Below are 24,643 nucleotides of genomic sequence, written 5' to 3'. Positions count from 1 at the left end.
ATGAGCAAAATGAAAATGATTATCGCCATCGCCGGCGCCGTGATCGTGAGTGCGGCCGGCGCGGGTGGCGCGGTATGGTGGTTCATGCCGAAGCCCGCGGCCGCCGCCGGCGCCGCCAAGAAGGCGGAACCGGAAAAGGCCAAGGACGGCAAACCGGTCAAATACGTGACTTTGGACAAGGTCATCGTGATGCTGCGCCGCGGCCCGGACGAGAACGACACCCACTACCTGTCGACGGACCTGGTGCTGTCGACGGAAGCGTCGAAGGAAAAGGAAACGAAGGAAAATCTGCCCCTGCTGCGCAGCCTGGCGGTGCGCACCCTGTCGGCCTACACGATGAAGGAAGCGGCCGGCATGACTGTCGAACAGTACGCGGACCAGCTGAACAAATCCTTCGACGCCAATTATGAGCACGAGCACACGGAAAAACCGTTCGTGCAAGTCATGATCGGCAAGCTGATCATCGAATAACCATCGGGGACAACGTGGGTTACATGACCGACTACGCCGACAGCTACGCCAGCAGCGAATATGCCGACGCCGCCATCCACGCGGGCATGAACGCGGCCGAAGAGCAGAAACACCTCGTCGCCTACGCGCCGCTGGTCAAGCGCATCGCGCGCCAGCTCACGTCGCAGGTGTCGGGTGCGATGGGCCGCGAGGACATGGAGCAGATCGGACTGATGGGTCTGCTCGAAGCGCTGCGCCGCTACGGTACCCCGGACACCGGCTTCGCCAGCTACGCGTCGCTGCGCGTGCGCGGCGCGATCCTCGACGAGCTGCGCCGCCAGGACTGGCGTCCGCGCGCCGTGCGCCAGGACAGCCACAAGATGCGCGACGCCGTGCGCGCCCTCACCCGCAAGCTCGGCCGCGAGCCGAACGACAGGGAAGCGGCGGAGGCGCTCGGCATCAGCCAGGAAGAGTGGCGCCAGTTCCTGCTAGACGACTGCGCGGAAGAACTGCTCAGCTTCGACGACTTGCTGCAGGAAGCCACCGAGCGCGCCCACAGCGCCCCCGGTCCGGAAGACCAGTTCATGGTGCGCCGCAGCCTCGAGCAGGCGCTGGGCGCCTTGAACGAGCGCGAGCAGCGCGTCATCCAGATGATTTATGAATTCGAGCTCAGCTACAAGGAAATCGCGGCCGTGCTCGACCTGTCCGACGCGCGCGTCTGCCAGCTCAACAAAAGTGCGCTGGCCAAGATGAAAGCGGCGCTGGCCCAGGCCTGAACGACCCGACAAGAAAGGTAATAACAATCATGCAAATCCTTGGCATTCTCATCGTCCTCGGCGCGGTGTTCGGCGGCTACATGATGATGGGCGGCAGTGCCGGCGCCATCTGGCAGCCCAACGAACTGATCGTCATCTGCGGCGCCGCCCTCGGCGCCCTCGTGCTCGCCAATCCGAAACACGTGTTGATCGAGCTGATCGGCCAGATGAAGAAGATCGCCGGCAAGCACAAGCACGACTCGGAGTTCCAGCGCCAGCTGCTCCTCTTGATGTACGAACTGCTGCAGACGGCCGCCGGCGGCCTCAAGGCGCTCGACGCGCACGTCGAGGCACCGAAGGACAGCCCGATGTTCCAGCGCTATCCGCTGATCCTGGAAGAGCCCAAGCTGCTGGCTTTCATCGTCGACAACTTCCGCCTGATGGCAATGGGCAAGATCAGCGCCCATGAGCTGGAAGGCGTGCTCGAGCAGGAACTCGAGGCCATCCACGAAGAACTGACCCAGCCGTCCAAGTCGCTGCACAAGGTCGCCGAAGCGATGCCGGGTTTCGGCATCCTGGCCGCCGTGCTGGGCATCGTGATCACGATGAATTCCGTCGGCGAAGGCGCCGACACGGCCGAGATCGCGGAACACATCGGCGCCGCGATGGTCGGTACGTTCATCGGTATCTTCTTCTGCTACGGCGTGCTCGACCCGATCTCCGGCATGATGAAGCAGTTGGTCAATTCCGAAGCGTCGACGATGGAAACCGTGAAAGTCGTGCTGTGCACGCACGTGGCGGGCAAGCCGCCCCTGCTGGCGATCGACGCTGGCCGCCGCCTGATCCAGCTGAATACCAAGCCCAGCTTCGCCCAGCTCGAAGCGTGGATCAACGCGATGGCCGACGGCGAAGACGCCGGCGCCAAGCGCAAGGCCTGATCCGGAGCAATAAGTGCAAGCAACCAAAAAAGGCCCCGACAAGCATCACGAAGCCACCATCGTCAAACGTGGCGGCGGCAAGCATCACGACGACGAGCACGGCGGTGCGTGGAAGGTGGCGTTCGCCGATTTCTGCATGGCGCTGATGGCGCTGTTCCTCGTGTTGTGGCTGATCGCCTCGCGTGACGCCGAGCGGGTCAAGAACATCGTGCGCGACAACACGGCAAGCGGCTTGATCGAAGGCACCGGCGGCAAGCCCGAAATCAAGTCGAGCCCGGCCGGCAGCCTGATCGAACGCTTCCAGCTTCCCAAGAGCAATGGCGGCAGCGAAGGTCCCGGCAGCGGTGCCAAATCGAACACGTCGACGGTGCGCACGAAATACGAATCGCCATCGGAACTGGCGGCGCTCGCGCACCAGCTGGAACAGATGAGCGCGGACGCCGGCCTCGCGTCGAACCTTGCCACCGTGATCACGCCGGACGGCTTGCGCGTGATGCTGCACGACACCGACCACCAGGGCATGTTCGTGCGCGGCAGCCCGCTGCCGACCCCGAAGTTCGCAAAACTGTTGCGTGCGATGGCGCCGCTGTTCGAAAAGATGGAAAACCAGATGTTGATTGTGGGCCACACGGATTCCTTGCAGTACACTAATGCGGGTCCGGCGAGCTACTCCAACTGGAGCTTGTCGGTCAACCGCGCTCTGGCGGCGCGGTCCGAGCTGCTCATCGGCGGCATGCGGGGCGATACGATCCTGCAGCTGGTCGGCATGGCCGACCGGGCCCCGATCGATCCGGCGCATCCGGATGCTTCGCCCAACCGCCGCATCGAACTGCTGATCCTGACGAGCAAGCAGTCCGCCGCCGTCAAGACCATGTTCGGCGCGCCACCGGCCACCGAGTCCCTGACAGAGGATGCGTCCACGGCGAAGACCAACGATACGGAGCTCAAGGCACTGCGCAGCCAGATGGTAAAGAAACCATGACGATTCAATCGAAAACCCGAGGACCACGCATGAAGATCTCCAGCGCCTCCACACCTTCCGTCTCGATCGCCCCGCAGGTGGGCGGCGCCGCCGCGCCGGCCGCGGCACCCGCTGCCGCCCCCGCGGGCGCCGACGCGCTCGAATCCGCCGTGCTGCAACCGGCGCAGAAAGCGATCAAAGCCCTGCCCGACTTCGACGCCGCCCGCGTGGCCGAGCTGCGCGACGCGCTGGCTAAGGGCGAGCTGCCGTTCGACGCGGGCCGGCTGGCCGGCCTGATCCAGCGCTTCCACGGCAGCGGCAACAAGGCGTGAATCCGATGAGCCGCATGACCCGCGACCAGGCCGTCGCGCGCCTGCTGGACGGCATCCAGGCCGACCTTGGCACCTGCGGCACGATCCGCGACCTGCTGGAACGCCAGTTCCAGGCCGCCCTGCGCCATCGCGGCACGGAACTGGCCCAGCTGGCCGACGAACTCACGCCCGAGCTGGACGCGATGGAACAGCGCCGCCAGCAACGCGTGCAGCTCGTACGCGCCCTGCTGGGCCCGCAAGCGACGATGAATGACCTGTTCGGCAGCCTGCCGGCACCGCAGCGCACGCGCGGCCAGACCGACTGGGACAAGCTCGAAGCGCTCGTGCGCGACTGCAAGCAGGCGACGACGCGCAACGGCAGTCTGATGGCTGAACAATTTACGATCATGCAACGCCTGCTGCACGGCGAAGACGATACCTATGCGCCACGCTGAATTCACGACGTCGATCCCCGCCCTCACCCCGACACAGGCCACCGCGCCGACCGCGCCCCTGAAAAATGGGAGCAATGCGGGCGGCGGCAAATTCGGCGGCATCTTCAACGAGGTGCAGGGCGAGGTGTCCGACTTCATCCAGAACGGCGGCGGCGATTTCGCCACGAGCGCTCAGCTCAGCGCCGAGGGCCGCATGTGGGCCGCGCGCAGCCAGAACACGACGGCCGCCGTCATGGGCGACGGCACCGACGCGTCCCCCGACCAGCAGGCTTTCCTGGAGAGCATCGCCCCGTGGGCCAAGGAAGCGGCCGACAAGCTGGGCGTGGCGCCGGAACTCGTCTCCGCGCACGCCGCGCTGGAATCCGGCTGGGGCCAGCGTCCGCTGCGCAATGCGGACGGCAGCTCGACGTATAACCTGTTCGGCATCAAGGCCAACGCCAATTGGCGCGGCAGTGTGGCCGAATCCGCCACGACGGAATACGTGGGCGGTGCCGCGCTCAAGACGAGCGCCCGGTTCCGTGCCTATCCGGACCAGGCCAGCGCCTTCCGCGACTATGCACAAATGCTGATCGACAATCCGCGCTTCCACGGCGCGCTCGGCACCGGGAACAATGCCCAGGCGTTCGCCGCCGGCCTGGCGAAAGGCGGGTATGCGACCGACCCGGCCTATGCGGCCAAGCTCGCCCGCCTGGCCGGCAAACTGCAGAACATCAGCGGTTGAGCTCCATGTCGATGGGCTCAACCGTGCCAGGTCCGGCGACACGCATGCGCACGACCTGTCCGCTGCCGGCGTTGCGCACGCGCACGACGGCGCCCTTCCCGCCCGCATCCAATGCCTCTCCGGCCATGCTGACTTCGATGCCTTCGCGCTTCGCGACCATCGTGACGGCATCGCCGCGCTTCACCAGCACCGGACTGCTGAGCTGGCCGCTGCGCAGAATGTCTCCTGGACGCAACATGCGACGAGACATTTGTCCGACCGCGTCGGCCGGATTGCTGACCGGATCGGCAATGTTCGAAATATCACGGCGCTCGATCGTGACTTGTGCATCCGTCAACGCTTCATTGGCCGCGACCGGCGCGGCGGCGATCGCGACCATGGCCGTCACGCGCGCGCGGACGGTGTACTCGTACCGCCATCCGGGCGTGTCCGGACAGCGCGCCACGAAGCGCATCCTCTGGGGAGAGCGGGTATCGAGCGGTTCGACGGCCACTTGCTGGCTGCACGGCGGCGCCGGACGCGCGGCGACGACGGCGATCTCGAATTGCGGTTCGGTCAATCCTGACGCCGCCATCTGCTTCTCCAGTTCGGCATGGGCGGTTTGTTCAATTTGCACCGGAATCGACGGCGTTGCCGCGTGCGCGAACGCAGAAAACAACATCAGTGACGAAGCGGCAAGGGTTGCCTTACAGAAAGCAATCATTAGAGAATAGTGGCTGCGGAAAAATCTGATTCTAACCAATCATCCGACATTCAACCGACAGGAGTTCCTGACATGACGATTAATTTCAAAGACGCACTGGGTGTGCACGCGGACGCGCTGGAACTGCGCGCCGAGCGCACCAAGGTGTTGGCGGCGAATATTGCGAATGAAAGCACGCCCGGCTACACCGCACGCGACATCGATTTTGGCGCCATGTTGCAGGATCGCATCGACACGGAGAACGGCGAGCTCAGCCTGAGCGACGACAAGCCGCTGTACCGCGTGCCGTTCCACCCGAGTGCCGACGGCAACACCGTCGAGATCGGCGTCGAGCAAGCCGCGTTCGGCCAAAACTCGTCCGATTTCAATACCAGCCTCACCTTCATCAACATGCAGTTGCGTGGTCTGGCGAAAGCCATCAACGGTCAATAACAGGTCAATAATGGGCTTCAAGGACATTTCCCAGATCGCCGGTTCGGCGATGGCGGCGCAGTCGGTGCGCCTGAACACGATCGCCAGCAACCTGGCCAACGCCGACGTCGCGGCCGGTTCCGAAGCGGAAGCGTACCGCGCCCGCAAGCCGGTGTTCGCGGCCGTCATGGGCAATAACGCCAGCGCGGGCGTGCAGGTGCTCGACGTGGTCGAAAGCGCCGAGCCGCTGCGCCGCGTGCACGAGCCGGACAATCCCAAGGCCGACGCCGACGGCATGGTCTATTACACGAACGTCAACGAAGTGTCCGAAATGGCCGACATGATGTCCGCCAGCCGCGCCTTCGAAACCAACGTCGAAGTCCTGGGCCGCATCAAATCCATGCAGCAGTCGCTGCTCAAGCTGGGAGATTCCTGATCATGATGACGACCACCTCCACCACCAACAGCCAATTCGGCAACACGGCGAACGCGGGCACCGACAAGGTGTCGGCCCAGGCGCCGACCAGCGCGAACAAGGACATGTTCACCAAGCTGCTGGTGGCGCAGATCCGCAACCAGGATCCGCTGTCGCCCCAGGACCCGACCGCCTACGTCAACCAGCTGTCGCAACTGTCGCAGACGGAAGCGCTGCAGAACCTGTCGCAGACGACGACCGCCAGCGCGACCGTCCTGCAAAGCCTGCAAACGCTGGCAATGGGCGGCCAGGTCGGTTCCGACGTGGCCGTGGCGACGAGCACTCTCAAGCTCGACGGCAACAAGGTGAGCGGCAACGTGCAACTGAACGGCCTCTCCGCCGGCACGAGCCTGATCCTGACCGGCACCGACGGCCAGCAGCATACGATCAACCTGGGTCCCGGTTCGGGCGCCCAGTCGTTCACCATCGATCCGGATGCCCTTGGCCTGGCGCCCGGTTCATACACGATCCAGGCCAAGCCATCGGACGGCAGCTCGCCCACGGTCGAAGTGGCGGCGCGCCTGAACAGCGTGCGCGTCAACGGCACCCACGTCGTGCTCCAGGTGGCCAATATCGGCGAGGTCGATCCCTCGTCCGTCACGGGTTTCAACGGCAAGACGGGCTCCTGACCGGTGCCCTCCCTCTACCGCAACGCATTTAAGGAATCGACATGAGCTTCGACATCGCACTGTCCGGCATCCAGGCCATCAACGAGCAACTGAACACCGTCTCGAACAACATCGCCAACGCGGCCACGTACGGCTTCAAGGCCGGCCGCGCCAACTTCGCCTCCGTCATGGCCGGCACCCAGCCGAACGGCGTGCAAATCGGCTCGGTGACGCAGAACATCAGCCAGAACGGCAGCACCCAGACGACCGGCCGCGCGCTCGACGCCGCCATCGACGGCCGCGGCTTCTTCGTCAGCGTCAACAACCAGGGCACCACGCAATATTCGCGCGTCGGCATCTTCTCGACCGACGCGAAGGGTGTCCTGATCGACAGCAACGGCAACAAGGTGCAGGGCTACGGTCCGACCAAGAACGGCGCTTTGGGCGCGATGGGCGACGTGCAGGTCCCGACCGGCCAGATCCCGGCCGTCGCGACGACCGGTGTGTCCTACGTCGGCAACCTGTCGGCCGACTGGAACGTGCCGGCGACGGCCTTCAAATCCACCGATTCGTCCAGCTACAACATGGTTAAGCAGTCGCTCGCGTACGACTCGCTGGGCACCCAGCACACCGTGTCGCAATACTTCGTCAAGACTGGTACCGGCAAGGTCGACGTGTATTACGGCGTCGATGGCGCCGCGCCGGACACCGCGGCAAACCCCAAAGTCAGCCTCACCTTCGACACGAGCGGTCAGTTGACCGGAACCACGACGGGCACGGTGACCTTCACGGGTACGGGCGCGACCGCCTCCTCCGTCAAGTTCGACTACAAGGGCACGACCTATTTCGCCGGCGAAGCCAGCACCACCACCAACCGCAGCGACGGTTATGCGTCGGGCGCGTTCGTGGGCCTCTCGATGTCCCCCGACGGCTCGCTCGTCGCCAAGTACAGCAACGACCAGTCGCAGGTGGTCGGCACGGTCGCCATCGCCACCTTCGCCAACGAAGGCGCGCTGTCGGCCATCAGCGATACGAGCTGGGTCGCCAACGCCGAATCCGGCGCCGCCCTGACCGATCCGCCGGGCGTGGGCTTGTCGGGCAAGCTGGCGACCGGCGCACTGGAAGGCTCGAACGTCGACATCACGTCGGAACTGGTCGGCCTGATGACCTCGCAGCGCAACTACCAGGCCAACTCGAAGGTCCTGACCACCGAAAGCCAGATGATGCAGGCCCTGATGCAGGCCCTGTAAGCCTGACGACCCATGGATAAACTGATCTTCACCGCCGTCTCGGGCGCCGAGCGCCTGATGCGCTCGCAGCAGGTCCACGCCAACAACCTGGCCAACCTGGACACCGCCGGCTTTCGCGCCAGCATGGAAGTGGCGACCCAGCAGCAGCTGGGCGGCTTCGGCTACGACGACCGCCACATGTCGGCCATGCAGGCCGACATGATCTCGACCCGCGCCGGGACCGTGCGCGAAACGGGCCGCCCGCTCGACGTCGCGATCGGCGGCCAGGGCTATCTCGCCGTGCAGTACGGCGACGGCGAAGCCTATACCCGCTCGGGCGAAATCGAAATCGGTTCGGACGGCGCGCTGTCGGTGCACGGCCATCCGCTGATGGGCGAAGGCGGCCCGATCGTCCTGCCGCAGCACACCGCGGTCGAGATCGGTACGGACGGCACGATTTCCGTGCTGACCGAAGGTGCCAAGCAGATGCAGGTCGTCGACAAGCTGCGTCTCGTGAACGCCACGGGCGCCGAACTGACGAAGAACGAGGCCGGCCTCATCGTGTCGCGCGACGGGGCCAACCTGCCGACCGACCCGAGCGTCAAGGTCCGCCCGCGCGCGCTGGAAGGCAGCAATGTCTCGGCCGTCGAGGAAATGGTCGCCACCATGAGCCTGAACCGCAGCTTCGAGGTGCAGATGCGCCTGTTCAAGGCCAGCGACGGCATGAACGAAGCGGGCAACAAGCTGATCGCCGGTTAACCGCACGTCCCTAACAGAATCAGGAGAGAGAAACCATGAATCCAGCAATGTGGATCAGCAAGACCGGCGTGCAGGCGCAAGATACGAAACTGCAAGCCATCGCCAACAACCTGGCCAACGTGAACACGGTCGGCTTCAAGCGCGACCGCGTCGTCTTCGAAGACCTGTTCTACCAGGTCGGCAAGCAACCGGGCGCCCAGACGGCCGACAACACCGTCTCCAACGGCGTCCAGCTCGGTAACGGCGTGAACATCGTCGGCACGCAGAAGGTCTTCACCAACGGCAACATCCAGACCACCGGCCAGTCGCTCGACGTCGCGATCAACGGCAACGGTTTCCTGCAGGTGCGCCGCCCGGACGGCCAGCCGGCCTACACCCGCGCCGGCCAGCTGCAGGTCGATTCGAACGGCGTGCTGGTCAATGCCCAGGGCCTGCCCCTCGTGCCGCAGATCACCGTCCCGAACAACGCGACCTCGATCACGATCGGCGAGAACGGCATGGTCAGCGCGTCCATCCCGGGCAACATCGCCCCGACCGAACTGGGCCAGTTGACCCTGACGACCTTCGTCAACCCGGCCGGCCTGCAAGCGCTGGGCGAGAACCTGTTCCAGGAAACGGCGGCCAGCGGCAACCCGAACGAAGGCAAGGCCGGCGACGGCGCTTTCGGCAAGATCAAGCAGGGCGCACTGGAAGGCTCGAATGTGCAGGTCGTCGAAGAGATGGTCGACATGATCGCCGCCCAGCGTACTTATGAAATGAACACGAAGGTGTTGTCGGCCGCCGACAACATGCTGCAATACCTGTCCCAGGCTTCCCGCTGACCATGAAACGCTTCGCCCTCGCCGCCGGGATGGCGGCCAGCCTCGTGCTGACCGGATGCGCCACGTCGCACGTCCCCCTGAACACCCCCGTTCCCGAAGACGACGTCCTCGCCCTGCCGAAAGCGCAGGCGCCACGCGCCGGCATCGGGGGCGGCGTGTTCAGCGCCGACACCGTCTCGCTGACCTCGGACGCGCGCGCGTTCCGCGTGGGCGATGTGGTCACCGTCCTGCTGCAGGAAACGACCCAGGCCAGCAAGAAGGCCGGGACCAGCTTCAACAAGGGCTCCTCCGCATCGGTCACGCCGATCGGCGCGCTCGGCAAGACCTTCGGCCGTACCGGCCTGAACATCGCCGGTGACCGCACCTTCAACGGCGACGCCACCAGCACGCAGCAGAACGCGCTGTCCGGCGCCATCACCGTGCTCGTGCAGGAAGTGCTGCCGAACGGCCTCCTGCGCGTGGCCGGCGAAAAGCGCTTGCAGCTGAACCAGGGCGAGGAATACGTGCGCATCAAGGGTTATCTGCGCGCGGCCGACATCGACAACGAGAACCAGGTGTCCTCGCTGCGCGTGGCCAATGCCCGCATCGCCTATTCCGGCCAGGGCACGCTGGCCGACGCGAACACCCCCGGCTGGCTGACCCGGTTCTTCACCGGTCCGTTCATGCCTTTCTGAGGACGACATGACCCGAACTTTACGTTTCGCTTCCCTGACGCTGGCCGCGCTGCTGGCGCTGCCGGCATTCGCCGCCCCCGTGGCGAAGACCGCCGCCGTCAGCCCCGACACGGCCATCCTCGCCCGCACCCAACCGCTGCGCAACCTCGTCAGCGTCGAAGGCGTGCGCGAGAATCCGCTCGTCGGCTACGGCCTCGTCGTCGGCCTGAACGGCAGCGGCGACTCCACGCAGGTGAAGTATTCGAGCCAATCGGTCGTCAATATGCTGAAGCAGTTCGGCGTCAAGTTGCCGGAGGGCGAGGAAGCGAAGAACAAGAACGTGGCCGCCGTCATGGTCTCGGCCGTGTTCCCGCCCGGCTACCGCCGCGGCCAGGCGATCGACGTGACCGTCTCGTCGCTGGGCGATGCGAAAAGCCTGCGCGGCGGTACCCTGCTGCTGACCCAACTGCGCGCGGCCGACAATGAAGTGTATGCGCTGGCCCAGGGCAACCTCGTCGTCGGCGGCCTGTCCGCGGCCGGCAAGAGCGGCTCGTCGGTGACGGTGAACACGCCGACCGGCGGCCGCATCCCGAACGGCGCCCAGATCGAGCGCGAAATCCCGACTGACTTCGCCACCCGTCCGGCCGTGCTGCTGCGCCTGCGCCATCCGAATTTCGACACCGCGACCAATGTCGTCAATGCCATCAACCGCCGTTTCGGCCAGGTCGCCACCACGGCCGACGGCACCAGCGTCGAGGTCGTGGCGCCCACGAACCCGACCGAGCGCGTCGCCTTCGTCGCCAAGCTGGAGAACATGGCGGTGGAAGCGGGCGCGGAAGTGCCCCGCGTCGTATTCAACTCGCGCACCGGCACCGTCGTGATTTCCGACGGTCTGCGCGTGAAATCGGCCGCCGTCACCCACGGCTCGCTGAAGGTCGTGATCTCGGAAAGCTCGGCCGTCAGCCAGCCGGGACCGTTCTCCAGGGGCCAGACGCAGGTCACGCCGCAATCGAAGGTGTCCGTCGACCAGGGCTCGGGCCAGATGTTCCACTGGCCGGCCGGCGCCCGCCTGCAGACCATCATCGACACGGTCAACAGTCTCGGCGCCTCGCCGGACGACATCATGGCCATCCTGCAGGCGCTCGACCAGGCCGGCGCAATCGAAGGCGAACTGGTGGTGATCTGATGAACAACGTCAATGCCATCGATCCGGGCACGCCGGACCAGGCCGCGGACCAGGACAAAGTGGCCCCCGCGGCCGACAAGGCTTATGTTGCCAAAGCAACCAAGGCCGCCATCGAATTCGAGAGCTTTTTCATCTCGCACATGCTGCACCAGATGCGCGAGAGCACGCGCGCCATCGCCCCGGACGACAGCCCGACCAAGGACAAAGTCAACCAAGACATGACGGACATGGTGGACAACATGTTGGCAGGAAATATGGCCCACCAGCGTGCCTTTGGCGTCGCCGATGCGATTTTGCGTCAGATATTGCCGGCCCCCCTTAATAAGTCGTCGTGAACGGTCGCCTGTTAATACTGATCACGCACAATTGAGACTCGCACGATGAGCATCCTGAACAACGCCCTGTCCGGAGCGGTCGCTTCACAACTGGCCCTGTCGGCCAGCAGCCAGAACATCGCCAACCTGCAGACCAAGGGTTACACGCGCCAATCTGCCCTGCTGACCGCTGTCGCACCGGCGGCCGGCTCGGCCCAGGCCGGCAACGGGGTTCACGTGACCCAGTTGCTGCGGTTCTCGGACAGCTACAAGACCCAGCAGCTGTGGCGCAGCGCGTCCGACCTGGGTGCGCGCTCGCAGACCCAGCCCTATATGACGCAGCTGGAAAAGGTGATGGGCGACGACACGGCCAGCCTGTCGAGCGGCGTCGACGCCTTTTTCTCTGCGCTGAATGCGGTAGCCGGCGTCGATCCGACGTCAACCCCGCTGCGCCAGCAGGTGGTGACGGCGGCTGGTCTGCTGTCGCAACGCTTCAATAGCCTGAACAACGTCTTCAACGCCCAGCTGCAATCCGTGCGCCAACAGCGCAGCGCGCTGGTCGATTCGGCCAACAGCACGATCGCATCGATCGCGTCGCTGAATGCCCAGATCGCGAACGCTAATGCCACCGGCAGCAATGCCTCGACCCTGGTGGACGCGCGCGACCAAGCCATCGACAGCCTGGCGACCCAGATGGGCCTGGAAGTCAGCGACCAACCGGACGGCACCCGCAACGTCTCGCTCAAGACGGGCCAGTCGCTCGTGCTGGGTGGCGTGGCCGGCAAGCTGTCCGTCGGCGGCGGCGCTGCGCAGACCTTCAGCCTGACGTTCGCCGGCTCCGCGTTCGACCTCGACACGACCAAGGCCGGCGGCCAGCTGGGCGGGCTGTCGGCCTATGAACAGGACACGCTGCTGCCGCTGCAGCAAGGCGTGGCCGACATGGCCCAGCAGATCGCCGACAAGGTCAACACCCAGCTCAAGGCCGGCTATGCCATGGACGGCACCCCGGGCAAGCCGCTGTTTGTCTACAACACGGGGAGCACGTCGAACATGCTGCAGGTGGCGGATGGCTTCCAGACCTCGGACCTCGCGTTTTCCGGCGACGGTACGCCCGGTGACACCGGTAACCTGCAAAAACTGGTCGACATTAAGAGCCAGTCGATCACGCTGACCAAGATCGGCACCGTGATGGTCAGCGACGCCGACACCCAGCTTGTAGGACGCCTCGCCGTGGACAGCCAGCAAAACAAGAGTGCGCTGGCCACTGCACAGACGATGCGCACCCAGTCCGAAGCGGACTGGCAGTCGACGAGCGGCGTCAACCAGGACGAGGAAGCCGTGCACCTTGTGGAATACCAGAACATGTACCAGGCCAACATGAAGGTGATGTCCGTCGCGAACGCGCTGTTCGACGCCACCTTGCGGATGATGGGTTAAGGGAGAACAGCATGCGTATCGCCACCAGTCAATACCAGGCGATGATGACTCAGTCGCTCGAGACGAACCAAGAGCGCATCACCTATGTCACACAGCAGATGGCCAACGGCAACCGCATCCAGGTGCCGTCGGACGATCCGGTAGACAGCGTGCGCCTGTCGCGCCTGAAGCGCGAGGAGGCGACCATCGCGCAGTATCGCAGCAACATCGCCGCTGTCCAGATTCGCCTGTCGAAGAACGAAGGCTCCCTGCAGAACATGGTCAACGACATGCATTCGGGCCGCGACCTGCTCGTGTGGGCGTCGGACGGTTCCAACACGCCGAACGACCTGAACGCGATGGTCATCTCGCTGACCTCGCTGCGCGACAGCCTGATGTATTCGGCAAATGCAATCGACCAGGAAGGCCGCCACGTGTTTTCCGGCACCGCGACAGGCACCGCCCCGATCGCCTACGACGCCACTGCCCCTCTCGGCTCGCGCTACAGCTATGCCGGTAACACGAACGACCAGCTGGTCGTGGTGGGCAACGGCATCACGCAGGTGGGCAACCAGAATGTCAAGGGGCTGGAAAAACTATTGAACGAGCTCGACCAGACGATCAACACGCTGTCGGCCAGCGGCGTCAACGCCAACGATCCGGCCGTGCGCAATACCTTGAAGGCCAACCTGGACGGGTTCGACCAGACCATGGGCCTCGTTTCGGGCAAGGTCGCCGTCATCGGCGGCCAGCAGAACATCCTGAAGACGATCGATGCCAACCACGAGAACGTCAGCCTGTCGAACCAGACGGCAATCCTGGACATCGGCCAGCTCGACGTCGGCTCCGCCGCCATTGAGCTGAACGGCTACCAGACGGCACTCCAGGCCAGCTACAAGGCCTACAGCAAGATCGGTAACCTGTCCCTGTTCTCGGCGCTCTGATGGTCATGGATACCACATTACGTCCCACGACCGCCGGCGCTACCGGCGGCACCCTCGGCACCCGGACGAACGCATCGTCCCGACTGCTTCCGGCGCGCACCACCGAGCGCCCCGACGACAGCGCGGCCGCCGCGGCCGCGTCCCCGACGACGGGGGTGCCGCTACGCGCCAACGGCAGCGCCGCGCGGCTCGACAGTGGCCTGCAGGACCAGGTGGCGCGCGCCCAGCAGGCGCTGGACTACCTCGACCGCGTGGCCACTCAGCTCGAAACCCTGAAGAGCGAGCTGACCGCCAAACTGGCCGGCACTCGCAACGGCTCGCGCCAACACCTCGAGGCCCAGGTACGCCAGCTGGCCGAGACGCTGTCCGCGCGCCGGCAAAACGGCGGCGCCAGCGTCGACAGCAATCTGGATTTTTCGGCGGCGCCGGCCACGCAGCGCTTCCGCATCCGCGGCCTCGACATCGATACGCTCAAGAAGAACGCACCGCAGAGCATCTCGTTCTCGGTCGGCGGCGCCGGCGGCCCGCAGATGTCCGTCAACATCGAACCGGACCAGTCGAACCAGGAAGTCGCCCGCGCCCTCGACCGCGCCCTCGCCCCGATGGGCGTACGTGCGCGCCTGGACGATAAAGGCGAAGTCGTCTTCTCGGCCTCGGAGTCGGACTGGTCGTCCATCAAGGGCAGCATCGCCATGAGCGGCCGCGGCCGCGTGACCACGGACGAAGTGCCGGCCAACCTGGCACCCGACAGGTGGAACGTGAGCACCGACACTGGCAACGCCGACGCACTGCGCCAGAGCCTGCGCGAAGTGGTGCAGGCCCTGGAACGCGTGCGCCGTTCGCAGGTCGCCGCCAGCAATGCCCTGTCGGCCGCCAGTGCCCAGGTGGCGGAAGCCGAAACACCGCCGCCGGACGTGCCCCTCGCCGCCGACGACTTCACCAAGGCCGCGGCCAGCACCGACTACGAGTCGCTGCTGGCGCTGACGTCGGCGCTGGTCGGTGTCAGCCGCGATCGCGTGCTGGCGCTGCTCGGGCTGCGCTGAGCCCGACAAACCCGCTTGCATTGCACGTCTTTCCCGCGACAGCGGGAATCCGTGCCGAGTTTCCGTCAGCGCGAACTTAGCGACTGTCGGAGCGTCTGTATGGATCCCCGCTTGCGCGGGGATGACGTCGGCAAAGCTGAGGCCTCAGCGCGTGATCGGCTTGACGCTGATGGTCGTCCCGCGCAGATCGATATCGTGGATCTCGATGCTGCCGAACGTCGGCCCCGGATGGCTGCCCACGCGGATGTTGCGGAAGCTGATCTCGCCGATCGTGCTGGGCAGGCGCAGCGTGATCGAGCCGTCCTTGTTCACCGTCGCCTGCGAATTGGCGGGATCGTAGCTGACGTCGCGCACCGTCGTGTCGGCCGACAGCATCAGCGCGAGCGGATTGAACACCGCCGCCAGCTCGCCCAGCACGCGCACGCCGTCATTCGGCAGCGCGTGTTGCACGGCCGTCTGCAGGCCCTGCTGGCCGCCCTGCGCGGCCAGGGCGATCAGGCGCAGTTCGGCCTGGCGCGCCTGGTCGCGTAGCGCATCGTCGTTGCGGCCTTGCGCCGTCACGTCGCTCAATTCAACGTCCGACAGCGCGCGCAGCCCGCGTCCGAATTCGCGCTCGCCTTCGCGCTCCCCGGCAATGCGCGTGGCGACGCCCGCCGCCGGCGCGGCCGCCACCGCCGCGTAGGCGTGCAACGGCCCGAGCAATGCCGTGGCGAGTGCCGCCGCCATACGCAGGCTGCGCTGGCGCCGCACGGCGCCGCGCACCTGCGCCTGCGTGATCAGCTTCATGTCGGCCAGGATCTCGCCCAGCCTGCGCCCGCTCTGTTCCTGGGCACGGATTGCCGCGTCCAGCTGTTCCTGCGAGATCAGCTTCTTCTCGATCAGGATCTGGCCCAGCCGGGACCTGTTGGTGCTGCGTGTCATCCAGTCGCTCATCCCCGTCTCCTCATGGTGTGGTCATCACTGCCCGACGGCCGCGCGCAGCTTGAGGCCGACGCGGTTCTGCAGTTCCGTCATCTTGGGCTGGATCTGGGCCGCATTCGCCTTGGCGACGTTCTCGCCGACCGCCTTCTTCAGCTCCGGCACAATGCCCTCGAACTTGGCCAGCACGGGCGACTCGAGGATGCCCGCCAGCTGCTTCAACTCGTCCTCGCTGAACTTCTGCGCCAGCAGCGGCGCCACGCTGGACTGCACGATCGCGTGCGTGCTCGTGCGCAGCGCCGGCGCTTCCTGCTCGACGAACTTCGCCGCTTCCGCCGTGATGTCCTTCATCGTCGCGTCCTGCTTGTCGGCCGGCACGCGGCTCTGCACCACCACGCGCGACTGGCGCAGCATGTCGGCCACGGGCGACTGCAGCATCTGCAGGCCGACGGCGTCCAGCCCCATCTTGTCCAGCACGCGCTGCACGAGCGCCTGCTTGGACGCCGGCACGCCGGTCATGCCCTCGGCGTTCGCGCCACCCGCCAGGCCAAGCCCGATACCGAGGGCCATCGTCACACACATCAATCGGGACATCGTCATCTCCACGAAAAAAATTCAGAAAGGCCGCGTGTACGAGGCGCCCGCGTACTTCACGATCAGGCTGCCGGACACGTCGGTGGCCGCATAAGGGTTGTAGATCAGGTTGAAGAAATTGTCGCAGTTGAGATTGCAGTCGCTGCGCGCCGGGATGTTGTACGTCCCCTTCATGTAGCTGCCTGTCAGGTTGACTTCCCCGCCGTCGTCGAAGCGGTAGCGCAGGCCCACGCTCTTGAGTTTCGTGTCCGGCAGCGGCGCGAGGAGGCTCATCTTGTCGCCCGGGATGGAGCTCTTGCGCGGCTCGTAGCCGAAGCGCAGCGCGAGCTTCTTCGTCAGGTTCAACTGGGTGCCGAGGCTGTAGTTGACGACGCTGCGGAAACCCATCTTGAACGTGGCCTGGCTCGAATTCGCGTAGCCGAACAGGCGCGCCATCTCGAGCAGCTTGACGCTGCGGTCGAACTGGAACGTCAGCTCGTTCCACTGGGACCAGTCGGCATAGCTGACGTCCGCGTTCAGCTGCACGTAGTCGGTCAGCATCAGCTTCATGCCGGCCTGCACGCGCCACGGGAACGGGATCCTGGCCGTCATGTTCCCCGACTGGTATTCCGGAATCTCCTGCGGCATGCCGGTGACGGCGCCGACGACCGGCCCGAGCAGGCTGGAATGCAGGCCGCGCACGAAGCTGCGCAGCATCGGGTCGCTGTGGAACATGTACGAGCCGGTATAGGTCGTGCGCGCGCCGCCCTGGTACACGAGGCCCAGCGCGAACCACGACTTCGGCTCCCACAGCACGCCGATGTTGACCGTCGGGTCGAACGAGGCGCGCAGGTCGAAGTCGATGTTGGCCGCGCGCTTGAACGGGTTGACCATGCCTTCCGGACCGCCGCCGCACAGGCCGAACGTCAATGTATCGATCACGGTGCCGTTGCCGTTCGGGCAGACGGCCTTCTGCAGCTGGCCGACGGTGCCCAGCAGTTTGTTCGGCGCGCGGAAGTCGGTGTTGATGGCGAACGCGGAATATGCGATCGGCACGGAGATGCCGATCTTGAGCGTGTCCGAGACCTTGTACGCGGCCGCCGGCGACAGGTACACGAGGCGCTGCAGCTGGACCAGGCGGCCGTCGAAGCGGGCCGGATCGTCCGGGTCCTTGGTGCGGTCGATACTCATCGCCGCCGACAGGTAGACCATCGTGCCGAACGTCCAGCGCGACCCGGGCGCGTTGTACGACACGCCGAGGCCCGGCACCAGCACGGCCGGCAGGCGCGCCTTGGGGATGCCGTAGAACGGGATCTCCATCGCCTGGCGCACCGGCCCGCTCGACTTGCCGTTGACCGGATCGTCCTTGAAGCCGCCGATGTCGATGTCCGGCGCCGACACGAAATGGTTCGGGTTGCGGATCGCCGCCATGAACACGGAATCGATCTTCTGCGTGCCCGTCAGGCGCGCGAGGCCGGCCGGGTTGAAGTGGATCGATTCGATCCCGGGCGGGTCGGCCGTCACCGCATTCCCCATCGCCATCGCGGTGGGGCTGGTGACCAGGTTGTCGGTGACGCCGGCATGCGCACCCGGCGCCAGGCCGGCCAGCGCCAGCGCGCACGCGAGACGGCGCGCGGGAAAAGCAGTCGACGACGGCGCGGGGGTCATGGCGTCGGCCTCACAGCGACAGGGGCAGGCTCATGGTCAGCGACAGGTTCGGCGCGGCCGCGGTGAGGCCGGCGCCGACCGTCACGTTGACGGTGGTCTTGGGCGAGATGCGGTAGCCCGCGCCGATCGACAGGATGCCGGCGCTCTGCGTCTGCGTCTGCGCCCTGGCGTTATTGTCGAACGTGAGCGTGGAGCGGGCCTGGATCGATTCCTGGAACGAGAACGACGTCGTGATCTTGTACGACAGCGCATACGCGAAACCGAGGCCGAAGCCGAAGCTGGCGCCGGGCTTCACCTGGCGCAGCGTGGCGCCGTACAGCTGCTGGTTCAGGTGCTTGGCCGTCAGGCCGTATCCGGCGTTGAAGGAGCCGAACAGCGCCACCGGATCGACGATGCGCGTCATGTTGGCGCCGAGGTTGAAGCTGTTGACGCCGGAGCCGGTGGCCACGCCCTTCTGCACGTCGACCTTGTACGGGCTGGTGCCCGTCGCGAGGCGCGTGCCGGCCGTGATCGTGTACGCGACCTCGTCGCGCTTGACTTCCTGCGGCTGCCAGCGCACGCCCAGGCCCACGTCGCCGATCGTGTGCGACACGCCCGAGAAACCGGCCGAATCGGAATAGCGGCTGATCATGGGCAGGGTCACGTTCGCGGTAAGGTTGTTCAGCACGCCGTAGTCCGCCATGATCGTGTTGGTGATCGTGTGCGAGTTCGTGTTCTCGATCGAGAACAGTGTCGCCGTGCCGGACGACAGGTCGGTGTTGATCTTTTCCTGGCCGATGTAGGTGTAGCCCAGTTCGTAGTTCACCTGCACCTTGCCCTTGCGGAGCAGCGAGTACTGCTTGTCGACGGCGGTCAGGGTTTCCTTGAGCAGCGTCGCGTTGTCGGCGTCGCCCTCCTTCTTCGCCAGCGCGTCCCGCACCGCGTCGGCGGAAGCGGGCGGCGTGCCGGCCGTGGCGGCATTCAGCGTGGAGGAACTCGCCGTGTCCTGCGCCAGTGCCGGCAGCTGGGCGAACAGGCCGGCGGCAGCCAGCGCCGGCGCCAGCATCGTGGAAATCTTCATGGTGGTCCTTCGTGGTGGGTCTATTGTTTGCGGATCGAGATCCCGCCGAAACCGTTCAACAGGCGCTCGTTCGCCAGCTGCGTGTCGATGGGGCGCTGCAGGCCGCGGTCGCGGATGCGGTCCATGTCGACCACGCCCAGTTCGTTGTCGGCCAGCGCCAGCTTGAGGGCGGGCGGATGGCCCTTCGGCGGATACGCGATGAACAGCGTGTTGCGGTCCCACAGGGTGGCGAATTCCTCGACCGAGAACGTGATGTTGCCGGCCGACGGATCGGCCAGGAACACGAGGCCGCCGCGCACGCCGCGCAGCACCACGAAGTGCTTGAAGCCCGCGTAGTCGATCGGCACGATGCCCGGCGAATCGAGCGTGAGCAGGTCCGACATCTCGGCGTGGAAACCGGCGCTCTCGACCTGGATCGAGGCGAGGTAGCGCTTCATGTCGAGCAGCGAAAAGCCGCGCCGTTCGATGATCTTGTCCTTCTCGCCGAACGCCATCATGCCTTCCATCGACTGCTGCTCGGTGACGTCGATGCCCAGGTGGTACTTGAGGATCGTGACGAGGGCCGCCGAGCCGCAGCTGTAGTCGTAGGCCTGGTGGACGATGTTCTTGTACTTGAGCTCGGAGAACGGCTCCATCGCGACGTTCGGTATGCCCGTGGCGGCCACGGACATCGTCGTCGGCAGGTCGAAATGGTCGAGCGGACGGTCCTGCGCCTCGTGCTTGGCAAGCACGCCGGCCCCGCCCACGAGGACCGCGAGGATCCCCAGCAGGAATGTGAACATGGTGTCTCCCTGGGACGCTTCATGCAGCCCCTTGTGGCCCTGCTCCGTGCGCATGCGTGGCGTCCGGATGCCTGGATTTCATGCAGTGCCCGACGTGGTGTCTTGGCCACGTTTATTGCACTTTTTCTATATTCTGGATGCAGGCAAGGCCGGGCGATGTTATAAAACGCTATCGTTTTTATAAAAAATCGCTCATCGAGGTTGGAGCACCATGCATACTTGGGACAGGATCAGCAATGCATTGGGAGAGCCGGTGATCAGCGTGGAGATCGGCGGCGTGCCGCTGCGGGCCGAACGCTACATCTTCCAGCTGGGCGGTTGCGAAGTCCCGCCGCTCGATTCGATGGTGCTGGCGTGCCACATGGGTGGCGCGCGCGCAACAGCCGGGCGCAACCCGGGCCGTTCCTTCGACTTTCTCGCCGGTGCCGCGACGGTGTTCCAGCCCGGCTTTGCCAGCCGCTGGAGCTTCTTCGGCGCGATCGACATGGCGATGTTCCACTTCCTCGACCCCAACCACGAAATGGTGCGCCAGCTGCAGCGCCTGCTGGCTGCGCGCGCCAAGTCACCGACCTTTTCCGACCCGCTCGTGCATGCCGCCGCCCAGCAGGTGCTGGCGGAGGTCGCCCGCACCAGCACGCCGAACACGGGCTTCATCGAGCGGGCCTCCTCGCTGATGATCGAGCAGGCCTGCCGCGTCCTGGAAGGCAAGACCGGCCGGCACCTGCCGCCGGACGCCCTCCAGCTCGGCCGCCTGCAGGGCGTGCTGGAATGGATCGGCCAGAACCTGTCCAGCGAACTGTCCAACGCCGAGCTGGCCGAGCGCGCCGGCGTGTCGGAATCGCACTTCCGCCGCATCTTCCAGGAAGCGATGGGGATGACGCCGCATCGCTATGTGTTGCGTTTACGCCTCGAACGGGTGCATGAATTACTGACCCGCACCAGCTTCTCGATCGCCCGTGTTGCGGCGCAATGCGGCTTCAACAGCCAGAGTCACATGACGGCCTGCTTCGCGGCGGCGTACGGCATCACTCCCGCTCGTGCGCGCCAGCAGGCGCGCGCCTGAACGCTGCGCCGCTCGCTCGAAAACGGTCGGGTTGCGTTGCATCAAATAAAAAAACTTGCCTATCGAAAATGAGCGTATTTTGATAAATATGGGATCATTTTCCGAAGCGTTGGGATTTCGCATGCACACATAATAAAAAACGGCACCTCGGCAAAAGAACCCTGGGCCACTCGATGAATGCGTAAGGAGACCAAGCATGAGACCAGCGCAGGACGCGTCCGCACGTACGCGGTCGCCAGCGTGAAGTACCTGTCCGCCACGGACGTGGTGCAACGCATCAAGGCCTGCCTCGGCGCCGAGGGCATGGACGTCGACGCCCTGTTCGCCAAGGCCGGCCTCGAGTGGTTCGAGCACGGCACGCAAGGGCAGCGCGCGGCCGACCTGCTCGCGTTGTCCGACCAGTTCAGCATGCTCTGGGAAAGCCTCGCGGCCGCCAGCGGCGACGCGCTGATCGGCTTTCGCGTGTTCGCGCCCGACCCGCTCAGCTGGCTCGGCGTGCTGGGCCACCTGATGCTCGCCTCCCCTACCCTGCGTCAGGCGGCGGACAGCCTGACGCGCTATATGCCGCTCGTGTCGCCCGTCGTGCGCGCCACCATCGAACCGAAGGCGGACCGCGTGCGCGTGGGCCTGAACCTCGTCGGCGGCGCGCGCACCGTGCCGCAGGCGCGCTACGACTTCACCTGGAATCTGCTGCTGGCCACGATGCGCTTCGTGGGCAGCCGGCCCGACCTCAAGCCGGCCCTCGTCGAATACGCCTACCCGGCGCCGGTCGACACGGCGCCGTACGCGCGCTGGTTCGGCTGCCCGGTGCGCTTCGGCGCGCCCGCCAACGCGCTCGAATTCGCCAATGCCGACATCACGGCACCGATTCCGACCGCGAACCCGCTCGCCGCGGAAGGCCTGTTCCGCCTGCTCGACGAGCGCCTCGCGCAAGCCGAGCGCACGAGCGTGGCCGCGCGCGTGCGCGAGCTGCTGCCGGCGATGATCGACCAGGGCGGCGCGCTGCGCGATGCCGTCGCACGGCGCCTCGCGATCAGCGAGCGCACCTTGCAGCGCCGCCTGGCCGACGAAGGCACCGACTTCTCGACCCTCGTCGACGAGGTGCGGCGTACGATCGCCCAGCAATACCTGGGCAGCGACCGCATCAGCGTCAAGAACCTCAGCTACAAGCTGGGCTTCGCGGATCCCAGCGCCTTTCACCGCGCCTGCCTGCGCTGGTTCGGCAAGGCGCCCGGCGAGTTCCAGCAAGACCGGTTGAACGCCCATGGCCAGGCCGCCGTCAATGGGACCACAGGCGCAACTGGCCCTGCATCTGCAAGTCGCCGTTCAGGGTGACCTGGCCCAGGCTCTGCGTCACGGGCGCGCGCGGATCGGCCTGCACGCTGATCGACTCGAACCCGGCATCCGTGAAGCGCGTGTACGCCGGCAAGGTCAGCGCCAGGTAATTCGTGCCGTCCGCCGCCGTTTGCGGGCTGATGTTCAGGCCCACCATCTGGATCAGCCCGCCGACATTCTTGAGCACCGTGTACGTCGTGCGGCCGTCGACCGTCTGGCCGATGGTCAGGCGGCTGTCGCCGATGCTGCCGTCGTTCGGCCGGTTCAACTGCAGGCGCACGGCGAAGCTGATGCCGTCGGCGCCGCGCACCTGCGCCAGTTCTTCGTCCGCGAGCGGCTGCGGACCCGCCCACGCTGCCCGGCACAACAAGGCAGGGAGGATCAGGGCGAGGAGGCGCAGTCGCATGCTCACTGGCGGAACTTGATGTCGAGGTACTGCAACTGGATCGACCCGATGCGCGAGCTGCCCAGGTCCATGTTCGCGCCCGCGTCGCTGCGGAAGCTGATGTTCCCGATCTGCAGCGTGCCGCTCGGTGCCGCCTTGCCGGCATCGGGCCAGCCGACGCCGATGTGCAAGCTCGAATTGCCCGCCGCATCCGTGCGCGCATTGAAGATGCCGGCCTGGCTCGTCACGTCGGCGATCTGCCACGGCGCCGTCGGCGCGGAACCGTCGGACGTGGCCGCGCCGATCTTCACGTTCGACAGCACCATCGCCTCGTTCGTCGCGTCGCGTCCGTTCGGCGCCAGGGTCAGGCTGCCCAGCTCGATGCGCGTGGCGAAGCCGAATGCGAGGCCGTCGCCGGCGACCGGCGTCGACCACTGCAGGCCGCCGCCGTAGTACACCAGGTCCTTCAGGATCACGCTGCCGTTCTTGACGTCGAAGCCGCCGGCACGGACGCCGAAGTCGTAGGCGATCCGCCACACTTCGCGGCCGGCCGCGTTCTGCGGGAAGGCGATGTTGATCATGTCCGCGCGGCCCGTGCCGCCGGGGACGACGTCGAGGCGGTACGGATCGGCGAACGGCGCGTCCGTGTTGTCGGAGCGCGACGCGGCCAGGTTGCCGATGCCGATGCTGTCGCCGCCGGGCGTGTAATAGCGCAGCTCGGCGTTGCCCGACATGGCGAAATTCGACAGGTTGAAACTCATGCCGTCGCGGCCCGCCACCTTGGCGAGGGCGCTGTCCGGCAGCGGCTCGAGCGCGCTGGCCAGCGCGGGCACACACAGCAGGACAAGCAGCGCGGCGCGCATCAATGCCCCGTCGCGTTATTGACCGGCACGGTGCCGGTGAGGTTCAGCGCGGTCAGCTTGTCGCGCCAGTTCAGCCAGATGCCGGCCTGTGCTTCCGTCAATGCGGGCATGCCGGCCGCGGCCTGGAATTGCACGGGCGTCTTCAGGATCGAGATCCAGAAATCGCGGCTCGGACCGTTCGCGTCGCCGGCCGTGACGCCGCCCACGCTGGACAACGGCGTGCAGCCGGTACACGTGCCGTCCCAGCGCTTGCCGCCGCCGGCGTCGTTCATGCTGTCGATGATGCCGCCCGCGCCCGCGTCGATGCGTATCGAGCCTGACAAGGTGGCGATCTTGGTGCCGATGTCGCCGGCGATGCCGTCGAAGCCAAGGCGCATGCCGACGACCTCGCGCTGGTTGGCGACACCGGTGTTTTTGTATACGAATTCGAAATAGGGATTCGTGATCTGCACGAGCCGCTGGGCGGCGGTGCCGTCGGTGCGGCCGAATTGCAGTGCGCTGATGTCGAGGTCGGCGCCCGTCCCGTTGCGCGGCGCGTACGTGTATTCGCCCAGGCGCATATTCGCCAGGTTGGCGTTCAGGGTGACGTCGGCATCGAGGGCGATGCGGGTGAAATCGAAACCGTTGTAGCTGGAATTGCTGACCGTGAACAGGCCCTGGCCGCTGACCTTGGACAGTTCATTGTCGGACATCGGACGCATCTGGGCCGATGCCGCGCAGGGCAACAGCGAGAGCACGACGAGGGACGCGGCGAGCATGGAGCGCATGATCAAACCCGATAATAACGACAACGCGGAGGTCAAAAAAACGGCCCGGGGCAAGCCCGCGGGCCGTCCATCACCC

The 24,643-nt window shown here is 65.9% G+C and carries 30 protein-coding genes; 21 read left to right on the top strand and 9 right to left on the bottom strand.

Annotated features, from left to right (window positions below; translation table 11 throughout):
• The 7 genes from BVG12_RS26120 to BVG12_RS26090 are packed head-to-tail and all read left to right on the top strand — an operon-like array spanning nucleotide 1 to nucleotide 4,591.
• Nucleotides 1-471 (top strand): flagellar basal body-associated FliL family protein, encoded by a 471-nt coding sequence (locus BVG12_RS26120; protein WP_075794946.1) that lies wholly within the window; start codon nucleotides 1-3, stop codon nucleotides 469-471.
• Nucleotides 472-494: 23 nt separating this feature from the next.
• On the top strand, nucleotides 495-1,226 hold the full coding sequence (locus BVG12_RS26115) for a FliA/WhiG family RNA polymerase sigma factor (RefSeq protein WP_075794945.1): 732 nt from the start codon (nucleotides 495-497) through the stop codon (nucleotides 1,224-1,226).
• 26 nt (nucleotides 1,227-1,252) lie between these two features.
• Nucleotides 1,253-2,143, top strand: coding sequence for a flagellar motor stator protein MotA (motA, locus tag BVG12_RS26110; RefSeq protein ID WP_075794944.1), 891 nt, complete (start codon nucleotides 1,253-1,255; stop codon nucleotides 2,141-2,143).
• Nucleotides 2,144-2,156: 13 nt separating this feature from the next.
• A complete protein-coding gene (locus BVG12_RS26105) occupies nucleotides 2,157-3,125 on the top strand; it encodes a flagellar motor protein MotB (RefSeq protein ID WP_075794943.1) in 969 nt (322 codons plus the stop codon).
• 29 nt (nucleotides 3,126-3,154) lie between these two features.
• Nucleotides 3,155-3,436, top strand: a complete 282-nt coding sequence (flgM, locus tag BVG12_RS26100) for a flagellar biosynthesis anti-sigma factor FlgM (RefSeq protein ID WP_075794942.1) — start codon at nucleotides 3,155-3,157, stop codon at nucleotides 3,434-3,436.
• A gap of 5 nt (nucleotides 3,437-3,441) precedes the next feature.
• A complete protein-coding gene (gene flgN, locus BVG12_RS26095; RefSeq protein ID WP_083685422.1) occupies nucleotides 3,442-3,870 on the top strand; it encodes a flagellar export chaperone FlgN in 429 nt (142 codons plus the stop codon).
• Nucleotides 3,857-4,591, top strand: coding sequence for a glycoside hydrolase family 73 protein (locus BVG12_RS26090; RefSeq protein ID WP_075794941.1), 735 nt, complete (start codon nucleotides 3,857-3,859; stop codon nucleotides 4,589-4,591). The genes flgN and BVG12_RS26090 overlap by 14 nt, the downstream gene beginning before the upstream one ends.
• Here BVG12_RS26090 and flgA read toward each other — a convergent pair.
• Complete coding sequence (flgA, locus tag BVG12_RS26085) at nucleotides 4,581-5,294, bottom strand: flagellar basal body P-ring formation chaperone FlgA (RefSeq protein WP_083685420.1); 714 nt, start codon at nucleotides 5,292-5,294, stop codon at nucleotides 4,581-4,583. The genes BVG12_RS26090 and flgA overlap by 11 nt on opposite strands.
• Nucleotides 5,295-5,366: 72 nt before the next feature.
• Here flgA and flgB point away from each other — a divergent pair, with 72 nt between their 5' ends.
• The 12 genes from flgB to BVG12_RS26025 are packed head-to-tail and all read left to right on the top strand — an operon-like array spanning nucleotide 5,367 to nucleotide 15,153.
• Nucleotides 5,367-5,726: a flagellar basal body rod protein FlgB gene (gene flgB / locus BVG12_RS26080; RefSeq protein WP_075794939.1), complete on the top strand. Its 360-nt coding sequence runs from the start codon at nucleotides 5,367-5,369 to the stop codon at nucleotides 5,724-5,726.
• A gap of 10 nt (nucleotides 5,727-5,736) precedes the next feature.
• Nucleotides 5,737-6,141, top strand: a complete 405-nt coding sequence (gene flgC, locus BVG12_RS26075) for a flagellar basal body rod protein FlgC (protein WP_075794938.1) — start codon at nucleotides 5,737-5,739, stop codon at nucleotides 6,139-6,141.
• 2 nt (nucleotides 6,142-6,143) lie between these two features.
• Entirely contained in the window at nucleotides 6,144-6,809 is a 666-nt protein-coding gene (locus BVG12_RS26070; protein ID WP_229503714.1) for a flagellar hook capping FlgD N-terminal domain-containing protein, read from the top strand.
• A gap of 41 nt (nucleotides 6,810-6,850) precedes the next feature.
• Complete coding sequence (locus BVG12_RS26065; RefSeq protein ID WP_075794937.1) at nucleotides 6,851-8,038, top strand: flagellar hook protein FlgE; 1,188 nt, start codon at nucleotides 6,851-6,853, stop codon at nucleotides 8,036-8,038.
• Between the two features lie 12 nt (nucleotides 8,039-8,050).
• Complete coding sequence (locus BVG12_RS26060; protein ID WP_075794936.1) at nucleotides 8,051-8,776, top strand: flagellar basal body rod protein FlgF; 726 nt, start codon at nucleotides 8,051-8,053, stop codon at nucleotides 8,774-8,776.
• 35 nt (nucleotides 8,777-8,811) lie between these two features.
• Nucleotides 8,812-9,597: a flagellar basal-body rod protein FlgG gene (gene flgG / locus BVG12_RS26055; RefSeq protein WP_179966241.1), complete on the top strand. Its 786-nt coding sequence runs from the start codon at nucleotides 8,812-8,814 to the stop codon at nucleotides 9,595-9,597.
• A gap of 2 nt (nucleotides 9,598-9,599) precedes the next feature.
• The gene (flgH, locus tag BVG12_RS26050; protein WP_075794934.1) at nucleotides 9,600-10,271 is read left to right on the top strand and encodes a flagellar basal body L-ring protein FlgH; all 672 of its coding nucleotides are present in this window, start codon (nucleotides 9,600-9,602) and stop codon (nucleotides 10,269-10,271) included.
• A gap of 7 nt (nucleotides 10,272-10,278) precedes the next feature.
• Nucleotides 10,279-11,436, top strand: a complete 1,158-nt coding sequence (locus BVG12_RS26045) for a flagellar basal body P-ring protein FlgI (protein WP_075794933.1) — start codon at nucleotides 10,279-10,281, stop codon at nucleotides 11,434-11,436.
• On the top strand, nucleotides 11,436-11,771 hold the full coding sequence (locus tag BVG12_RS26040) for a rod-binding protein (protein WP_075794932.1): 336 nt from the start codon (nucleotides 11,436-11,438) through the stop codon (nucleotides 11,769-11,771). Before BVG12_RS26045 ends, BVG12_RS26040 begins: the two co-directional genes overlap by 1 nt.
• 45 nt (nucleotides 11,772-11,816) lie before the next feature.
• On the top strand, nucleotides 11,817-13,187 hold the full coding sequence (gene flgK / locus BVG12_RS26035; RefSeq protein ID WP_075794931.1) for a flagellar hook-associated protein FlgK: 1,371 nt from the start codon (nucleotides 11,817-11,819) through the stop codon (nucleotides 13,185-13,187).
• Between the two features lie 11 nt (nucleotides 13,188-13,198).
• The gene (gene flgL, locus BVG12_RS26030; protein WP_075794930.1) at nucleotides 13,199-14,110 is read left to right on the top strand and encodes a flagellar hook-associated protein FlgL; all 912 of its coding nucleotides are present in this window, start codon (nucleotides 13,199-13,201) and stop codon (nucleotides 14,108-14,110) included.
• A 5-nt stretch (nucleotides 14,111-14,115) separates the two neighbouring features.
• A complete protein-coding gene (locus BVG12_RS26025; RefSeq protein WP_083685825.1) occupies nucleotides 14,116-15,153 on the top strand; it encodes a hypothetical protein in 1,038 nt (345 codons plus the stop codon).
• Between the two features lie 144 nt (nucleotides 15,154-15,297).
• Here the strand turns inward: BVG12_RS26025 and BVG12_RS26020 are convergent, their stop codons facing one another.
• From BVG12_RS26020 to BVG12_RS26000, 5 genes are read right to left on the bottom strand one after another with little or no spacing between them, the layout of a single operon-like run.
• Nucleotides 15,298-16,086 carry a cyclic di-GMP-binding domain-containing protein, MshE-related gene (locus tag BVG12_RS26020; RefSeq protein WP_075794928.1) on the bottom strand — a complete coding sequence of 263 codons (789 nt, stop codon included), beginning with the start codon at nucleotides 16,084-16,086 and terminating at the stop codon, nucleotides 15,298-15,300.
• Between the two features lie 24 nt (nucleotides 16,087-16,110).
• Nucleotides 16,111-16,665 carry a DUF2059 domain-containing protein gene (locus BVG12_RS26015; RefSeq protein WP_156895743.1) on the bottom strand — a complete coding sequence of 185 codons (555 nt, stop codon included), beginning with the start codon at nucleotides 16,663-16,665 and terminating at the stop codon, nucleotides 16,111-16,113.
• 21 nt (nucleotides 16,666-16,686) lie between these two features.
• Nucleotides 16,687-18,312, bottom strand: a complete 1,626-nt coding sequence (locus tag BVG12_RS26010) for an OmpP1/FadL family transporter (protein WP_075794926.1) — start codon at nucleotides 18,310-18,312, stop codon at nucleotides 16,687-16,689.
• 10 nt (nucleotides 18,313-18,322) lie between these two features.
• The gene (locus tag BVG12_RS26005) at nucleotides 18,323-19,372 is read right to left on the bottom strand and encodes a porin family protein (protein WP_075794925.1); all 1,050 of its coding nucleotides are present in this window, start codon (nucleotides 19,370-19,372) and stop codon (nucleotides 18,323-18,325) included.
• A gap of 20 nt (nucleotides 19,373-19,392) precedes the next feature.
• Complete coding sequence (locus BVG12_RS26000; protein ID WP_075796564.1) at nucleotides 19,393-20,154, bottom strand: C39 family peptidase; 762 nt, start codon at nucleotides 20,152-20,154, stop codon at nucleotides 19,393-19,395.
• A gap of 211 nt (nucleotides 20,155-20,365) precedes the next feature.
• Here BVG12_RS26000 and BVG12_RS25995 point away from each other — a divergent pair, with 211 nt between their 5' ends.
• Together BVG12_RS25995 and BVG12_RS25990 are read left to right on the top strand one after the other, a co-directional pair.
• Nucleotides 20,366-21,217: a helix-turn-helix domain-containing protein gene (locus BVG12_RS25995; RefSeq protein ID WP_083685418.1), complete on the top strand. Its 852-nt coding sequence runs from the start codon at nucleotides 20,366-20,368 to the stop codon at nucleotides 21,215-21,217.
• Nucleotides 21,218-21,394: 177 nt separating this feature from the next.
• On the top strand, nucleotides 21,395-22,552 hold the full coding sequence (locus BVG12_RS25990; RefSeq protein ID WP_075794923.1) for an AraC family transcriptional regulator: 1,158 nt from the start codon (nucleotides 21,395-21,397) through the stop codon (nucleotides 22,550-22,552).
• Here BVG12_RS25990 and BVG12_RS25985 read toward each other — a convergent pair.
• Genes BVG12_RS25985 through BVG12_RS25975 form a run of 3 tightly spaced genes read right to left on the bottom strand, consistent with a single transcriptional unit; the run spans nucleotide 22,497 to nucleotide 24,567 of the window.
• Nucleotides 22,497-22,958: a hypothetical protein gene (locus BVG12_RS25985; RefSeq protein WP_075794922.1), complete on the bottom strand. Its 462-nt coding sequence runs from the start codon at nucleotides 22,956-22,958 to the stop codon at nucleotides 22,497-22,499. The genes BVG12_RS25990 and BVG12_RS25985 overlap by 56 nt on opposite strands.
• A 2-nt stretch (nucleotides 22,959-22,960) precedes the next feature.
• Nucleotides 22,961-23,800 carry a hypothetical protein gene (locus BVG12_RS25980; RefSeq protein WP_075794921.1) on the bottom strand — a complete coding sequence of 280 codons (840 nt, stop codon included), beginning with the start codon at nucleotides 23,798-23,800 and terminating at the stop codon, nucleotides 22,961-22,963.
• Nucleotides 23,800-24,567 carry a hypothetical protein gene (locus tag BVG12_RS25975; RefSeq protein ID WP_075796563.1) on the bottom strand — a complete coding sequence of 256 codons (768 nt, stop codon included), beginning with the start codon at nucleotides 24,565-24,567 and terminating at the stop codon, nucleotides 23,800-23,802. The genes BVG12_RS25980 and BVG12_RS25975 overlap by 1 nt, the downstream gene beginning before the upstream one ends.
• Between the last annotated feature and the right edge of the window lie 76 nt (nucleotides 24,568-24,643).

Origin of the sequence: Massilia putida, from assembly GCF_001941825.1 — a bacterium.
GTDB lineage: Bacteria > Pseudomonadota > Gammaproteobacteria > Burkholderiales > Burkholderiaceae_D > Telluria > Telluria putida.
Note: the sequence above shows the minus strand (reverse complement) of the source record. Positions and strands in the feature narration are given on the sequence as shown.

What these genes read in the sequence shown, in the direction of transcription:
- flgN (WP_083685422.1), top strand. Translation starts at nt 3,442, where the DNA reads ATGAGCCGCATGACCCGCGACCAGGCCGTCGCGCGCCTGCTGGACGGC.
- BVG12_RS26115 (WP_075794945.1), top strand. Translation starts at nt 495, where the DNA reads ATGACCGACTACGCCGACAGCTACGCCAGCAGCGAATATGCCGACGCC.
- BVG12_RS26040 (WP_075794932.1), top strand. Translation starts at nt 11,436, where the DNA reads ATGAACAACGTCAATGCCATCGATCCGGGCACGCCGGACCAGGCCGCG.
- BVG12_RS26090 (WP_075794941.1), top strand. Translation starts at nt 3,857, where the DNA reads ATGCGCCACGCTGAATTCACGACGTCGATCCCCGCCCTCACCCCGACA.
- flgL (WP_075794930.1), top strand. Translation starts at nt 13,199, where the DNA reads ATGCGTATCGCCACCAGTCAATACCAGGCGATGATGACTCAGTCGCTC.
- flgA (WP_083685420.1), bottom strand. Translation starts at nt 5,294, where the DNA reads ATGATTGCTTTCTGTAAGGCAACCCTTGCCGCTTCGTCACTGATGTTG.
- BVG12_RS26000 (WP_075796564.1), bottom strand. Translation starts at nt 20,154, where the DNA reads ATGTTCACATTCCTGCTGGGGATCCTCGCGGTCCTCGTGGGCGGGGCC.
- flgM (WP_075794942.1), top strand. Translation starts at nt 3,155, where the DNA reads ATGAAGATCTCCAGCGCCTCCACACCTTCCGTCTCGATCGCCCCGCAG.
- flgC (WP_075794938.1), top strand. Translation starts at nt 5,737, where the DNA reads ATGGGCTTCAAGGACATTTCCCAGATCGCCGGTTCGGCGATGGCGGCG.
- BVG12_RS26070 (WP_229503714.1), top strand. Translation starts at nt 6,144, where the DNA reads ATGATGACGACCACCTCCACCACCAACAGCCAATTCGGCAACACGGCG.
- BVG12_RS26015 (WP_156895743.1), bottom strand. Translation starts at nt 16,665, where the DNA reads ATGTCCCGATTGATGTGTGTGACGATGGCCCTCGGTATCGGGCTTGGC.
- BVG12_RS26060 (WP_075794936.1), top strand. Translation starts at nt 8,051, where the DNA reads ATGGATAAACTGATCTTCACCGCCGTCTCGGGCGCCGAGCGCCTGATG.
- BVG12_RS26025 (WP_083685825.1), top strand. Translation starts at nt 14,116, where the DNA reads ATGGATACCACATTACGTCCCACGACCGCCGGCGCTACCGGCGGCACC.
- BVG12_RS25985 (WP_075794922.1), bottom strand. Translation starts at nt 22,958, where the DNA reads ATGCGACTGCGCCTCCTCGCCCTGATCCTCCCTGCCTTGTTGTGCCGG.
- BVG12_RS25980 (WP_075794921.1), bottom strand. Translation starts at nt 23,800, where the DNA reads ATGCGCGCCGCGCTGCTTGTCCTGCTGTGTGTGCCCGCGCTGGCCAGC.
- flgG (WP_179966241.1), top strand. Translation starts at nt 8,812, where the DNA reads ATGAATCCAGCAATGTGGATCAGCAAGACCGGCGTGCAGGCGCAAGAT.
- flgB (WP_075794939.1), top strand. Translation starts at nt 5,367, where the DNA reads ATGACGATTAATTTCAAAGACGCACTGGGTGTGCACGCGGACGCGCTG.
- BVG12_RS25995 (WP_083685418.1), top strand. Translation starts at nt 20,366, where the DNA reads ATGCATACTTGGGACAGGATCAGCAATGCATTGGGAGAGCCGGTGATC.
- flgH (WP_075794934.1), top strand. Translation starts at nt 9,600, where the DNA reads ATGAAACGCTTCGCCCTCGCCGCCGGGATGGCGGCCAGCCTCGTGCTG.
- BVG12_RS26020 (WP_075794928.1), bottom strand. Translation starts at nt 16,086, where the DNA reads ATGAGCGACTGGATGACACGCAGCACCAACAGGTCCCGGCTGGGCCAG.
- BVG12_RS26010 (WP_075794926.1), bottom strand. Translation starts at nt 18,312, where the DNA reads ATGACCCCCGCGCCGTCGTCGACTGCTTTTCCCGCGCGCCGTCTCGCG.
- BVG12_RS25990 (WP_075794923.1), top strand. Translation starts at nt 21,395, where the DNA reads ATGCGTAAGGAGACCAAGCATGAGACCAGCGCAGGACGCGTCCGCACG.
- flgK (WP_075794931.1), top strand. Translation starts at nt 11,817, where the DNA reads ATGAGCATCCTGAACAACGCCCTGTCCGGAGCGGTCGCTTCACAACTG.
- BVG12_RS26045 (WP_075794933.1), top strand. Translation starts at nt 10,279, where the DNA reads ATGACCCGAACTTTACGTTTCGCTTCCCTGACGCTGGCCGCGCTGCTG.
- BVG12_RS26120 (WP_075794946.1), top strand. Translation starts at nt 1, where the DNA reads ATGAGCAAAATGAAAATGATTATCGCCATCGCCGGCGCCGTGATCGTG.
- BVG12_RS26005 (WP_075794925.1), bottom strand. Translation starts at nt 19,372, where the DNA reads ATGAAGATTTCCACGATGCTGGCGCCGGCGCTGGCTGCCGCCGGCCTG.
- BVG12_RS26065 (WP_075794937.1), top strand. Translation starts at nt 6,851, where the DNA reads ATGAGCTTCGACATCGCACTGTCCGGCATCCAGGCCATCAACGAGCAA.
- BVG12_RS25975 (WP_075796563.1), bottom strand. Translation starts at nt 24,567, where the DNA reads ATGCGCTCCATGCTCGCCGCGTCCCTCGTCGTGCTCTCGCTGTTGCCC.